The sequence below is a fragment of the Myxococcales bacterium genome, assembly GCA_016720545.1.
In the GTDB taxonomy this organism is placed as follows: Bacteria; Myxococcota_A; Polyangia; order Polyangiales; family Polyangiaceae; genus JAAFHV01.
The window spans coordinates 148,489-160,899 of the sequence record JADKKK010000006.1 but is presented as its reverse complement, the minus strand read 5'-3'; the positions used below and the strand labels follow the sequence as shown (position 1 = coordinate 160,899).

General features: G+C 71.0%; 12 protein-coding genes. 8 read left to right on the top strand and 4 right to left on the bottom strand.

Translation table 11 applies throughout. The features are described from left to right. Position 1: 1 nt before the first annotated feature. From IPQ09_14440 to IPQ09_14420, 5 genes are all read left to right on the top strand, one after another. Entirely contained in the window at positions 2 to 1,021 is a 1,020-nt protein-coding gene (locus IPQ09_14440; protein ID MBL0195399.1) for a hypothetical protein, read from the top strand. A 104-nt stretch (positions 1,022 to 1,125) separates the two neighbouring features. After that, positions 1,126 to 1,809, top strand: coding sequence for a GNAT family N-acetyltransferase (locus tag IPQ09_14435; GenBank protein ID MBL0195398.1), 684 nt, complete (start codon positions 1,126 to 1,128; stop codon positions 1,807 to 1,809). Further along, positions 1,806 to 2,834 (top strand): hypothetical protein, encoded by a 1,029-nt coding sequence (locus IPQ09_14430; GenBank protein ID MBL0195397.1) that lies wholly within the window; start codon positions 1,806 to 1,808, stop codon positions 2,832 to 2,834. The genes IPQ09_14435 and IPQ09_14430 overlap by 4 nt, the downstream gene beginning before the upstream one ends. Positions 2,835 to 2,888: 54 nt before the next feature. Beyond that, positions 2,889 to 3,704, top strand: a complete 816-nt coding sequence (locus IPQ09_14425; protein ID MBL0195396.1) for a uracil phosphoribosyltransferase — start codon at positions 2,889 to 2,891, stop codon at positions 3,702 to 3,704. A gap of 215 nt (positions 3,705 to 3,919) precedes the next feature. Continuing rightward, positions 3,920 to 5,209 (top strand): citrate synthase, encoded by a 1,290-nt coding sequence (locus tag IPQ09_14420; protein ID MBL0195395.1) that lies wholly within the window; start codon positions 3,920 to 3,922, stop codon positions 5,207 to 5,209. Positions 5,210 to 5,312: 103 nt separating this feature from the next. On the opposite strand, the gene IPQ09_14415 is transcribed toward IPQ09_14420, so the two are convergent. After that, positions 5,313 to 6,269 (bottom strand): prepilin peptidase, encoded by a 957-nt coding sequence (locus tag IPQ09_14415; GenBank protein MBL0195394.1) that lies wholly within the window; start codon positions 6,267 to 6,269, stop codon positions 5,313 to 5,315. 122 nt (positions 6,270 to 6,391) lie between these two features. Between IPQ09_14415 and IPQ09_14410 the strand changes: the two genes are divergently transcribed. Then, the gene (locus IPQ09_14410; protein MBL0195393.1) at positions 6,392 to 6,997 is read left to right on the top strand and encodes a threonylcarbamoyl-AMP synthase; all 606 of its coding nucleotides are present in this window, start codon (positions 6,392 to 6,394) and stop codon (positions 6,995 to 6,997) included. An 11-nt stretch (positions 6,998 to 7,008) separates the two neighbouring features. Here IPQ09_14410 and IPQ09_14405 read toward each other — a convergent pair whose 3' ends face one another. Further along, positions 7,009 to 7,944 carry an acyl-CoA dehydrogenase gene (locus tag IPQ09_14405; protein ID MBL0195392.1) on the bottom strand — a complete coding sequence of 312 codons (936 nt, stop codon included), beginning with the start codon at positions 7,942 to 7,944 and terminating at the stop codon, positions 7,009 to 7,011. A 16-nt stretch (positions 7,945 to 7,960) separates the two neighbouring features. Then, entirely contained in the window at positions 7,961 to 8,776 is an 816-nt protein-coding gene (locus IPQ09_14400) for a hydroxymethylpyrimidine/phosphomethylpyrimidine kinase (GenBank protein ID MBL0195391.1), read from the bottom strand. Positions 8,777 to 8,985: 209 nt separating this feature from the next. On the opposite strand from IPQ09_14400, the gene IPQ09_14395 reads away from it, so the two are divergent. Together IPQ09_14395 and IPQ09_14390 are read left to right on the top strand one after the other, a co-directional pair. Continuing rightward, positions 8,986 to 9,678 carry a hypothetical protein gene (locus IPQ09_14395; GenBank protein ID MBL0195390.1) on the top strand — a complete coding sequence of 231 codons (693 nt, stop codon included), beginning with the start codon at positions 8,986 to 8,988 and terminating at the stop codon, positions 9,676 to 9,678. Beyond that, positions 9,675 to 10,751 (top strand): AgmX/PglI C-terminal domain-containing protein, encoded by a 1,077-nt coding sequence (locus tag IPQ09_14390; protein ID MBL0195389.1) that lies wholly within the window; start codon positions 9,675 to 9,677, stop codon positions 10,749 to 10,751. The genes IPQ09_14395 and IPQ09_14390 overlap by 4 nt, the downstream gene beginning before the upstream one ends. A 180-nt stretch (positions 10,752 to 10,931) precedes the next feature. Here the strand turns inward: IPQ09_14390 and IPQ09_14385 are convergent, their stop codons facing one another. Further along, a complete protein-coding gene (locus IPQ09_14385) occupies positions 10,932 to 12,329 on the bottom strand; it encodes a C1 family peptidase (protein MBL0195388.1) in 1,398 nt (465 codons plus the stop codon). Between the last annotated feature and the right edge of the window lie 82 nt (positions 12,330 to 12,411).

Below are 12,411 nucleotides of genomic sequence, written 5' to 3'. Positions count from 1 at the left end.
AGTGAGCTTCCCTACGCCCCCATCGTCGCCCCGTGGAGCAGCTCGCATCGCGCGTTCGCGGGCGGGGAGCGTCGTCGCGGCGCTCGTCGCGGGCCTCGCGCTCGCCGCGGCGTGCACGCCCGCGAGCTCCCCCGAGGCTCGCCGCGATCCGGCGTGGCTCGCCGACGCGACCCGCGCGTGTGTCCTCCGCGCCTCGTGCGCCCACGGTCACGCGGGCGAGGGCGCGCGCGATCCCGGCCGCTGCGTTGCGGCGTGGCTCGCCGACCTTGGCTCTTCCCCTGCCCATGCCCCGAGCGCCGCCCAAACCTGCGCGACGCGGGCTTCGACCTGCGCCGCCGTGCACGCGTGCGAGGGCGAGGGCGACGCGCCCGCGGTGGCCTACTGCCGCGCGCACCCGGGCGAGGGGTCCGCGTGCGTCGGGGACGCCCTCATCGACTGCGGCGATGACGCCGACGAGGCCGAGCGGGTCGACTGTCGCGCCCTCGGCGGCAAGTGCCAGGCGATCAAGCACTCCGGTGGCCTCACGGAGAGCGCTTGCGTCTCGTCGACGCTCTGCCCTCCCGGTGCGAAAGAGGGGCGCTGCGAGGGGGTGGCGGCCGTCATCTCGTGCGTCGACGGAGCCGCGGAGCGCATCCCCTGTCGAGCCGGCACGCGCTGTGTGGCGCGCACCGACGCGGACGGTCTCGAGCGCGCGTCGTGCGAAGCGGAGGGCTCGCCCAGGTGCTCGGCGCCAGGGGCACGCTATTGCGAGGGCGATCGCCTCGTCGCGTGCACCGGCCCCCGCGGCACCGAGAAGAGCGCGGTGTCGGTGGTCGACTGCGGGGCCCTCGGTCTGCGGTGCGACGGCTCCGCGACGACCGCTGGGTGCTACGTCCTCGGCAAGAACGACTGCGCCGCGGACGAGCCGCCGCGGTGCGACGGCGCGACGCTCACCTTCTGCGCGCTCGGCCGCCGCGTCCGCGTCGCTTGCGCGGGCGGCTGCGCGACCGCCCCGGCCCTGTCGTGTACGCCGCCGCGCTGACCGCGCCGATTCGTCGACGCGGTTGCAGGGGACGAGAGCCGCCCGGCAGCGGCCAAGTGACGATCGGCTTCGACGCGGGCGGACTTGGCGTAGACTGCGAGGCGATGGCGCGACGCGTAGCGAGTGAGCGCAAGAAGGCGGCGACCCCGGGCGACGTGCTGCCGGATCTGGCCTCCGACGAGGGGGCCATCCATGTGCGTCGCATCCACCGGCGCGACCTCCCGAGGACCTGGGAGTTCCTGAAGCTCTGCTTCCGCGACGTGAACCGCGAGACCGTCGAGTACCAGCGCCCGCGCTCGAAGAAGCAGTTCCTCGAGGTCTACGAGGAGGAAGGCATCCAGCAGCTCCTCTTCGAGCTGCGCACCGGTGGGGTCACCACCATCGTCGGCTACGCCGAGTGCGCCCTCGACATCGGAGCCGACAACTGGATGAACCACCGCTACTTCGCCCGGCGCGACATGCGCCCCCTGTTCGTCGACGAGATCGCCGTGCACCCCGGGCACCAGGGCCTCGGCATCGGCTCGTTCGTGCTCGAGCAGCTGGAGCACATGGCGAAGCTTGCAGGGTGCACGCACCTCGTCCTCGAGGTCGCCGAGAACAACGACAACGCGCTGCGCTTTTACAAGGCGCGCAGCTTCCAGAAGCTCGACGCGGCGATCTTCCTGGCGAAGCGCCTGACGACCGAGTCCGACATCCTGCCGCCGCGCGCGCTGCCTCCAAAGAGGGCCGCGGCGACGAAGCCCCGCGCGAGCAGCCGGCCTCCCGCCGCCCCGAGGGTCCCCAAGTGAGCGCGGTGCCGCCCCACATCGCGCGGTGGGACCTCGACAAGACCTATCTTCGCACCGAGTTCGACACCATGAAGGACCTCATCCGCACCGCCTTCGAGCGCGCGGACGAGAAGCGCACGAACCCGGGCGCGTCCACCTTGCTCCGCGAGATGGGCGCGGCGGGGGTCGCCGTCCACATCTTGTCCGGCTCACCCGAGCAGATGCGCGGGCGCCTCGAGGACAAGCTCCGCCTCGACGGCATCACCTGGCAGAGCTTCGTCCTCAAGCCGAACCTGAAGAACGTGCTGCGCCTGCGCTTTCGCGCGTTGCGAGATCAGCTTGGTTACAAGCTGCCCGCGCTCCTCGAGAGCTGCGCCGAGGCCGTGCCGGAGATCGCCGCCGCGGGCGTACGCGAGACCCTCTTCGGGGACGACGCGGAGGCCGACGCGTTCGTGTACTGCCTGTATGGCGATGTGGTTGCCGGTCGAGTGACAGCCGCCGAGCTCGCGCGGGTGTGCTCGGGCGGTCGCGTCTACGAAGACGTCGCCGAGCAGATCGCGGAGTACGCCGAGGCCATCCCGAAGCGCGAGGTCCTCGAGCGGGTCCTCATCCACCTCGAGGGGCAGTCGCCGCCCGGTGACTTCGACGTGTACGGGCGCCGCGTCGTGCCCTTCTACAACTACCTGCAGGCGGCCCTCGTCGTCTTCGAGGACGGCCGCGTCCCGGCCGAGAGCGTGCTCCGGGTCGCGATCGAGCTCGTCGTGCAGCACCGGTTCGATGGCGAGGGGCTCGCCAAGAGCTACGCGGAGCTCGCTCGGCGCGGACACCTGCGCGGGGTGCGCATCGCCGAGCTCGCGGCCGCGCTCGACACGTGGGCGAGGCCGCGCGGAGTGGCGGCGCTGCCCGAGCTCGACGCGATGGTCGCCGCGCTCCCCGAGTACGCGAAGGCCGCGGCCGGGCAGTATCGAGGCGGGGAGGCTCCAGTCACGCCCGACTACGGGGAGCTCGTGCTGCACCACAACCGGCGCCGCAAGAAGCGGCGCTGAGCTCACACCACTCCCATCTAGACGCGCGCGCGCGGCGGGGCCATCATGCCCCCCATGGTGGAGAGCGCGTACGCCACGAGTCGCTACCGGCCCCTCGAGATCGCCCACGAATACGGCCCCAACGTCCACCTGCTCGACGATCCGCTGGCGTGGACGCAGCTCGCGCGCCTCTGCGCCCGCGACACGGTCCAGCCGGAGGTGGGCCGCCTCGTGCGCACCCTCTACGAGAAGCTCGCGGAGGTCGTCGTCGCCGCCGAGTTCCCTCGCGAGCGCGTCGCCGTGCCCACCCGCATGGTCATCAAGTCGCCCGAGGCGGTCTACCGCGGGCTCGCGATCGATCACGCGACCCAGGTCGTCACGATCGGCATCGCGCGCGCCGGCACCATGCCGTCGCAGGTGGTCTACGAGCTCCTGAACGAGGTGCTCGACCCCGCCGGCGTGCGGCAAGACCACCTGTTCATGTCGCGCGCGACCGACGCCGACGGCAAGGTGATCGGCGCCACCTGGCACGACGCGAAGATTGGTCGCGACGTGGAGGACCGAATCCTGGTCTTCCCCGACCCCATGGGGGCGACCGGCTCGTCGATCAACAGCGCCCTCACGCACTACCGCACGCGGCTCGAGGGCACGCCGAAGCTGTGCATCACGCTGCACCTCGTCGTGACGCCCGAGTACATCCGCAACGTGCTGGCGGCGCACCCGGACACCATCATCTACTCGCTGCGGCTCGACCGCGGCCTCAGCGCGTCGGACGTGCTCGCGACGGTGCCGGGTCGCCGCTGGAGCGAGGAGCGCGGCCTCGACGAGCACCAGTACATCGTCCCCGGGGCGGGTGGCGTCGGCGAGATCCTGAACAACGCCTGGGTGTGATCGGACCGGTGCGGAGTGACCGGGGGGCGGGCGGACGAGCCCCAAGCAGATCCTACATGACCCTACCTCAGCCGCACGCGGAGCAGGGGCAGCTCGCGGCAGGTCCACTACGCACCGCGTAAGTTTCCAGTACTCTCGGCGACCCGTCGCGAGTATATACGCGACCCTCACTCACCGCCGCGCCTCGGCGCGCCCCGACCCGCCTGGAGGCCCCCGTGACCGAGAAGGTAGAGATCAAGATCAAGGACGTGACGTTCGAGGCCCCCGTCGTGGTGGGCACTGAGGACGAGCGCGCGATCGACATCGGGAACCTCCGCGCCAAGACCGGCTTCGTCACCATCGACCCGGCCTTCATGAACACGGCGTCCACCAAGAGCGCCATCACGTTCCTCGACGGCGAGCAAGGGATCCTCCGCTACCGGGGGTACCCCATCGACCAGCTGGCCGAGCAGTGCGAGTTCATCGAGGTGGCCTACCTGCTCATCTTCGGCGAGCTGCCGAACGTGGCGCAGCTGAAGCGGTGGCGCGACCTCCTCACGCGGCACTCTCTCATCCACGAGGACATGAAGCACTTCTTCGACGGCTTCCCGTCGACCGCGCACCCCATGGCGGTGCTCTCGGCCATGGTGTGCTCGCTCTCGACCTACTACCCGGAGGAGGTCGACTTCTCGGACAAGGAGCAGCTCGAGATCACGTACGCCCGGCTCATCTCCAAGATCCGCACCATCGCGGCGTTCGCCTACAAGAAATCGATCGGGCAGCCGTTCGTCTACCCGCGCAACGACCTCAAGTACTGCGCCAACTTCCTGAACATGATGTTCAGCGTCCCGGCCGAGCCCTACCAGGTCGACCCCGAGGTGGAGAAGGTCATGAACCTCCTCCTCATTCTCCACGCCGACCACGAGCAGAACTGCTCCACGTCGACCGTGCGGCTCGTCGGCAGCTCTCGTGCGAACGTGTTCGCCAGCATGGCGGCGGGCATCCTCGCGCTCTGGGGGCCGCTCCACGGCGGCGCCAACCAGGAGGTCATCGAGATGCTCGAGGCCATCCAGCGAGACGGTGGTGACGTAAAGAAGTACGTGGCGATGGCCAAGGACAAGACCTCCGGCTTCCGCCTCATGGGCTTCGGGCACCGCGTCTACAAGAACTTCGATCCGCGCGCCAAGATCATCAAGGAGGCCTGCGACAAGGTCCTCGCCAACCTCGGCATCGACGATCCGCTGCTCGGCATCGCCAAGCAGCTCGAGGCCGCGGCCCTGGAGGACCCGTACTTCGTCGAGCGCAAGCTCTACCCGAACGTCGACTTCTACTCGGGCATCATCTACCGCGCGCTCGGCTTCCCCACGAACATGTTCACGGTGCTCTTCGCGCTCGGTCGCCTGCCGGGCTGGATCTCCCACTGGAAGGAGATGATGGAGGACGGCGCCACCAAGATCGGCCGGCCCCGTCAGATCTACACCGGCGCGAAGGCCCGCGAGATCGTGCCGCTCGCCGACCGCGCCTGAGCGGAGCCGCGAGCGAAAAGGAGAGGCCTCCGCCCCAGGGCGCGAGGTCTCTCTTCTTTTGTCACCGAGGAGCGCTCCATGAGAGCGCCCCGCCGGGGGCCGACTACCCGAACAGCGCCCGAAGCCAGCCGTCGTAGTCGCGGAGGATGCGGTCGCCCAAGAACAGGAACTCGAACCACGCGAGCACGAGGAACGGCCCGAACGCGAGCGGTGACTGCATGACGCCGTCGTCGTCGCCGACCCCGCTCAGCATGTCCTCCTCGAGCGCCTTCTTGGCCTCTTCGTCGCCCGCGTCGGCGGCCTCGCGGAGCTCGCGCAGCTCCTCCTTCACGCCCTCGGGCAGGCCGATCTTCACGCCGAACATGCGGAGCCCGAGCGCCGTGAGTGAGCCCTGCACGGACCCGGCGAGCAGCACGAAGAACGCGCCGCGCCAGCCGAACCAGGCCCCCGCGAGCATCAGGAGCTTCCAGTCGCCCATGCCGAGGCCGCTCCGCCCGCGCACGAGGCGATAGAAGCGATCGAAGCCGGCGAGCAGCACGAACGAGCCGAGGCCGCTCGCCACCGCGTCGATCAGCGAGAAGCCGCGGAGCGTGGCCGTGGCCGCCCCCACGACCGCGCCACCGATCGACACCGCGTCGGGGATGTACATGAAGTCGAGGTCGATGAACGCGGCGGCGACGAGCGCCAAGGCCACCGCGAAGGTGGCACCGAAGACCGCGAGCGCGCGCCAGAGCGACCAGTCGCCGGCGTGCTGTAGAATACATGTTTCTGCGAGCGCGAGGCCGACGCCGCCGCCGATGAGCTCGACGAGCGGGTAGCGTGGGCTCACCTTGACGCCGCAGCACGCGGCCTTGCCGCCCATCAGGAACCACGACAGCACCGGGATGTTGCGCCAGGGCTTGATGGGGGTCTTGCACGCGGGGCAGTGTGACGGCGGCGTCACCACGCTGAGCTCGCGCGGCACGCGGTGGATCACGACGTTCAGGAAGCTGCCCCAGAGCAGGCCGAAGAGCGCGCCGAAGAGGCGGAAAAACCAGGGCGGGACGAGTGCAATCGACATGACGGAGCTCGGGTCAGACTAGCGCGAAGCGCACGAGTGTTGGCCACGAGAGTCGGGGACGCGACGACGCCGCGGCGCTTTCGGGTGACCCGCGCCCCGCCATGCGGTAATGCGCGCAGCCGATGATCCTCGAGATTTACCCGGATCACCCGGAGCCTCGGAAGATCCGTCGGGCCGTCGACGCCCTCCTCGCCGGGGAGGTCATCGCGTACCCCACGGACACCGTGTACGGCCTCGGCTGTGACCTGATGAACAAGAAGGCGATCGATCGCCTCTACGCCATCAAGGGCATGGACCGGTCGCGTGATCTGGCGTTCGTGTGCGCCGATCTCTCGGAGATCGCGCGCTACGCCGTGGTGGAGAACCACCAGTACCGCACGCTCAAGCACCTCCTGCCGGGGCCGTACTGCTTCATCCTCGACGCCACGCGTGAGGTGCCGAAGCTCGTGCAAATGAAGAAGAAGACCGTCGGCATCCGCGTGCCCGACAACGCCATCATCCGCGCCATCACGCGCGAGCTCGGGCGGCCGGTGATCTCCACGACGGCGCAGCGGCAGGGCGAGGACCCGCTGGTCGACGCCCGCGACATCGACGCGGCGTTCAAGGGCCTGGGCCTGGTGGTCGATGGCGGCGGGGGCGGGCTCGTACCGACGACGGTGGTCGACCTGACCACGATGCCGCCCACCGTGGTCCGCGAGGGCGCGGGGCCCGTCGACGACTTCGTGTAGCGCCGGGAGGATCAGGCGCCCGAGAGGCGCCCCCACGCGGCCTCGAGGCGCGCCGCGCGGACCCGCCCCGCCACGTCGAGGAGCATCCGATCGCGCGCGAACCGCTCGCGCTCGTCCGCCGGCGCGAGCGCCCAGTGGGGCGTGGCGTCGTCGACGAGGGCGCGCACGAGCGACAGCGCGCCGCCGAGCACGACGTGCGTCTGGGGTGCGCGCGGGTCGAGCGCGCAGAGCCCGCGCAACGTGAGCAGCGCCGCGAGCGCCTGCTCGATGAAGGGCCGCGGCCACGCGTACTCTCGCGCGACCCGCACGAGGTAGCCGAGCGCGGCGCCGAGCACGTGCAGATCTTCGATCGTGCGGAAAGGCTTCAGGTAGTCGTCGTAGCCGTCGCCCTCGAGCACCTCGTCGGGCGCGATCCTCACGCCTTCGAACCGGGCCTCCGCGTGGGGCACCTCGGGCGCGAACGGCGTGGCCACGCCCGCGCTCAGCGTGATCCCCTCGCGCCCCGCCGGGAGCCGAACGACCCGGAGCGAGCCCCTGCCTTCGAGGCGACCTTCGCCCACTCCGGGCCGCGCGAGCCGCGCGACCACGAGCAGCTCCGTGGCGAGCGTCCCGAGGGTGATCCAGGTCTTCTCGCCGTCGAGGCGCCGCGCGCCCGTCGGGTCGGCCTCTCCGAGGGTGGTCATGATCGCGCGCGGGTGCGCGCCGCCACGCTCCGTCGCGGCGAGACACGCCCGCGCGCCGATCGACGGGACGAGGCACGTGAGGGCGGCGCCGTAGCCACCGACGAACGCGAACCCGAGCCGATCGGCCGCGAAGCCGGCGAGGGCGGCGCGGTCGAGCGTCGGCGCGGTCGCCTCTGACGGACCAGGAGAAGCGGCGAGTGGAGTGAGCGAGCCGGGGGCTCGAGGTGTGAGCGGGCCGAGCAGCGTGGAGAGAAGTAAGCTCATGGAATGTATTGAGAAATCAGAGGAAGAGGACCCGGAGATCGCCCCCGACGTCGCGAGCCTCCGAGAGCGCGTCGTGGTGCACGCGCTTCGCCCAGCGCACCGCCGCCACGAGGTCGTCCCACCCGCGCGCCGGCGACTCTTCGCGCGCGAGGCGCCCGGTGATGAGCGACGCGAGCGTGCACCCGGTGCCGTGTGTCGGCCCGAGATCGAGGCGGTCGCGCAGGAGCTCGAGGGTGTCGTCGGGGCCGACGAGCAGGTCGGTCGCGTGTCGGCCCGTGAGGTGCCCGCCCTTCACGAGCACGGCGAACACGCCGGTCTTCAGGAGCTCGCGCGCGGCGGCCTCGCCCTCCGCGAGCCGCGTGACGCGCATTCCCGTGAGCGCCTCCGCCTCGGGCACGTTGACGGTCGCGAGGGTGGCGTGGGGCAAGAGTTGGTCGCGGAGCGCGCGGACGGCGCCGCTCGCGAGCAGGCGCGCCGAGCCGCGCGTCGGCAGCAGCACGGTGTCCACCACCGCGGGCAGCTCCGCGTGTCGGCCGAGGAGCCGCGCCACCGCGCGTACGTTCGCGGCCGAGCCGAGCGCGCCCGTCTTCACTGCCCGCACGGACTGCACGCGCAGCACCTCGCGCGCTTGCGCCTCCAGCTCCGCGTGGTCGAGCGCGCGGGCCGCGCGGAGGCCCGAGGTCGACTGTACGGTCAGGGTCGCGGTCACCGCGCACCCGAGCACGCCCGCCCGCGAGAACGCCCTCGCGTCCGCGAGCACCCCGGCGCCGCCGCCCGGATCGAGGCCGCCGATCGTGAGCGCGCACGCGCTCCGCTTTGCCTTCAGCACCATGACGAGAGGCTACGCGACGAATCGGAAAAGGTGGCGCCGGGCGTGCGCGGCGGTGCCCGGCTCCCCGCCGGCTCGTCTGCCACGAGAGGCGCTGCGCGTGCGCGCGGGCGAGGCGCGGCGTTGACACCTCGGGCGGCACCGGCTTGACTTGCGCGGCCCTCCCGTCCCGAACGCGCGTCGCGTCGGCCCCGCGAGTCGGCGAAGCCGCCATGGATCCTTCCCGCTGCGTCGTGCTCGTGCCCTACAGCGGGCACATCGAGATCGAGTGCGAGCGCGCGCTCGGGCGCCTCGAAGAGGAGGGCTACATCGTCCGCCGCGCTTCCTCGAGCGCGGGCATCGATCTCCAGCGGAGCCAGCTCGCGACCGACGCCCTCGCCGACGGGTTCGACGAGCTCTTCTGGATCGACGCGGACATCGCGTTCGACGCCGCCGACGTGGCGCGCCTCCGCGCCCACGACCGCCCGCTCACCTGCGGCCTCTACGCCAAGAAGGGCGCCCGCGAGCTCGCCTGCTACGTGCACCCAGGCACTGACGAGATCGTGTTCGGAAAATCGGGAGGGCTCCTCTCGGTGCGCTACGCCGGCCTCGGCTTCGTGCACACCCGGCGCGAGGTCTACGAGGCGATCCGTGAGGTGTGCCGGCTGCCCGTGTGCAACCGCCGCTTCAAGCGCCCGGTCGTTCCGTATTTTCTTCCGATGTTGCTCGACTCCGACGACGACCCCGAGCCCTGGTACCTCACGGAGGACTACGCCTTCTTCGAGCGCGCGCGCGCCGCGGGGTTCGGGCTGTTCGCCGACACCAGCGTCCGCCTGTGGCACGTCGGCCGCTACCGGTACGGTTGGGAAGACGCCGGGAGCACGCTCGATCGCTACAACACCTACCGCTTCCGGGTGAAAGGATGACCGAGCCCGCGGTCCTCCGCGCGCAAGTGCTCCGCGTCGCGTGCGTGTGGGGCACGACCGTACTCGCGCTCCGCACACTGGCTGGGGGGCGCTCGTTCGTCTTCGGCGAGCACCGCCACGCCTCGTTCCCACTTCCGGACGGCCTCGCCCCGAGCCCCACGCCCATCAAGGCCGTCGACGGCGGCTGGGTGCTCGACGCGACCGGAGCCGTGGGCGGGCTGCTGAAGCTCCGTGGGCGAGCCGAAGACCCGGTGGAGATCGGCCGAGGTGGCCCGGTGCCCATCATGCCCGGCGACCACGGCGTCCTTCAGTACGGACAGTTCGGGCTCTTCTTCCAGCACGTGTCCGTCGCTACGCCGCCGCCGAGGAGCGCGAGGATCGAGGGCATGGCGGTCTTCGCGCTGGTGGTCAGCTTGCTCGCTCACGGCGCCTCGCTCGGGCTCGCGTCGCGCGCGAAGCCCACCCGTCTCCCCGTGGGGGTCGCGGCCGAAGGGGAGGCGTGGCGTCGCCTTGGCGTGCTGCGCGCGCTCCCCGCGGAGCTGCCGCCCCCGGACCGTGGCGGGGCCGACGACCCGGCGGCGACCGCACCACCGCCTTCGGTCGTCGCGCGTTTCAAGCAGGCGCTGGGCGCGATCCGGCCCATCCCCGAGGAGCTGCTGGCGGTCACCGTGAAGCCCGCCGCGCCGGCGGACGCGGTCGCCGTCGCGGCGCTCGACGCGGGCGTGCGATCCGACCCGCTCGACGCGGGCGCGCGGCCCGACGCCGCGCTTGACGCGGGCGCGGCGCGAGGTCTCCCTGCGGACAAGATCCGTCGGACGGTGGTCGCCCACACGGCGTCGCTCCGCGCCTGCTACGCGGCCGAGGCGCTGAAGACGCCAGGGCTCAAAGGCGACGTCGTCGTTCAGTTCCGGATCGAGCCAAGCGGCCAGGTCGGCGCGGCCTCCATCGTGAGCAGCACGCTGAAGAGCCCTTCGGTCGAGGCGTGCCTCCTGCGCGACGTGAAGACGTGGACCTTCCCGCCTGCGGCCCTCCCCACCGAGGTCGCGGGCTACCCGCTCAAGTTCGGCGGCTGACGGAGCTCCGTGTAGATTGCATCAGAAGGGCCGCGAGAACCCACTCGGCGAACCCGCGAACAGTGAGGCTCCTGCCACCGGCGTCGAAAAAGGAGCACCCCCGCGCTCCTCTTCGACCGATGACCCTCGACCCACGGGATCACGCTTCCAGGGGACGATAGCCGGCGGCCGCCAAACTCTTCAGCGCTTCGACGCCGTGCTCCCGCAGCCGTTGTTCGGGCGCGAATCGTCGGAGCAGATCTTGTCGCACCGGCCGGTGGCGCTGTCGACGAGCTCGTCCCAGGCGCAGTCGTCGTCGGTGAGGCCGGCGGCGGGCGGCGCCTGGCCCTCCAGCTTCACGCGGAAGGCGTAGTGCATCATGGTCGCCACCATTTTCTCGCTCACCCAGGCGTACCCCTGGTCGCCCCACGAGGTGCCCCACGAGTTGTGGAGCAAGAACTCGCGCTTGCCGTTCGGGAGTCTGCGGTAGCCGGACATGGCCATGGCGTGGCCGCCGGAGATTTGCGCGGTGGTCCAGTCGGGGATGACGAAGTTGTTCAGTTTCGAGAACTTCGAGCCGTCGATCTTCATCGCCATCCACAGGTCGGCGCCGCTCGCGAGCGTCGCCTCGAGCTCGTCCATGTCGGGCGGGAGGGTCTTCAGCTGCTCGATGGCGCCGATCTTGAAGGTGCCGCTCTGGGTGGCCTTGTTGAGGTTCGCGACGTAGGTGCTGTCCTGCCGCGCCGTGCCCGGGCGAACGTTGTAGACGTCGCCGCAGTCCTCGTATTGGGGCGAGCTCATCTTGCACGCCTCCTTGCCGCTGTACGGCCAGGTGGTCCACGAGGCGATGCTCTGCCCGAGGTTCGTGTCGCCGGCGGCCGACATCTTTGGGATCGCGTAGAACGACCAGATGTGCGAGGGCGAGCTGGCCTCCTGGATGCCCGCGCGGCGGATCGCGTTGTCGAGCGTGGCTGAGAGCGCGAACGCGGTGCACGAGCCGACGTAACCCTGGTTCTTGACGGGCCCCTCGATGGCCTCGCCGCGGTGGTCGACCACCGCCGGGTACGACCCGCGCTCGGTGCCCGTGTTGGTCGAGGCGCCCGGGGTGCCAGCCCGCTCGCTCATGCCGGCAGCCGGGGCCGGAGCCGGCGCGGGGGTCGCGCCGCCGCCGCCCGAGAACCTCCGGTTGGTCGGCGCGAGGGCGCCGCCCGCGCGTGTGGTGAACGGGCGCGTCGCGAGCTTGCCTTGCTTCGCGAGGCGCATCTTCGCCGGGCTGAAGTGGACGCTCGCCTTCATCATGCGCGAGGTGTCGAGGTGGCAGTCGATGCGGACCCACACGCCGGGGGCGACCTCGGTCGGGCCACACGGCTTCGGCTGCCGCGCGCGGAGGGCCGAGAGCTTCTGCATGTTCATCACGTCGGAGGTGCCGGAGAACGGCACCGCGTGCATCGCGCGGTTGTTGACGGTGAAGCCTGCGCTCGGCGCGGCCGGTTGGCCCGCGGCGGGCTGGCCCAGTCCGCGCACAGACGGCTGCGCGTCGGCGTCCCCGGTGGCGAAAAATGCGACGGCGGTGGCCAACCCCAGAACGACCTTCTTCATGCGAACTCCCTCGACCTGTTTCCCGTTCTTGGCGGTCTCGCCGATGCAACGGAGAAAGCGCGTCGTCGTCAAGAGACTTCCC

Coding starts and splice junctions, on each gene's coding strand:
- IPQ09_14435 (MBL0195398.1), top strand. CDS start 1,126: ATGGCGCGACGCGTAGCGAGTGAGCGCAAGAAGGCGGCGACCCCGGGC.
- IPQ09_14425 (MBL0195396.1), top strand. CDS start 2,889: ATGGTGGAGAGCGCGTACGCCACGAGTCGCTACCGGCCCCTCGAGATC.
- IPQ09_14415 (MBL0195394.1), bottom strand. CDS start 6,269: ATGTCGATTGCACTCGTCCCGCCCTGGTTTTTCCGCCTCTTCGGCGCG.
- IPQ09_14410 (MBL0195393.1), top strand. CDS start 6,392: ATGATCCTCGAGATTTACCCGGATCACCCGGAGCCTCGGAAGATCCGT.
- IPQ09_14405 (MBL0195392.1), bottom strand. CDS start 7,944: ATGAGCTTACTTCTCTCCACGCTGCTCGGCCCGCTCACACCTCGAGCC.
- IPQ09_14400 (MBL0195391.1), bottom strand. CDS start 8,776: ATGGTGCTGAAGGCAAAGCGGAGCGCGTGCGCGCTCACGATCGGCGGC.
- IPQ09_14395 (MBL0195390.1), top strand. CDS start 8,986: ATGGATCCTTCCCGCTGCGTCGTGCTCGTGCCCTACAGCGGGCACATC.
- IPQ09_14390 (MBL0195389.1), top strand. CDS start 9,675: ATGACCGAGCCCGCGGTCCTCCGCGCGCAAGTGCTCCGCGTCGCGTGC.
- IPQ09_14385 (MBL0195388.1), bottom strand. CDS start 12,329: ATGAAGAAGGTCGTTCTGGGGTTGGCCACCGCCGTCGCATTTTTCGCC.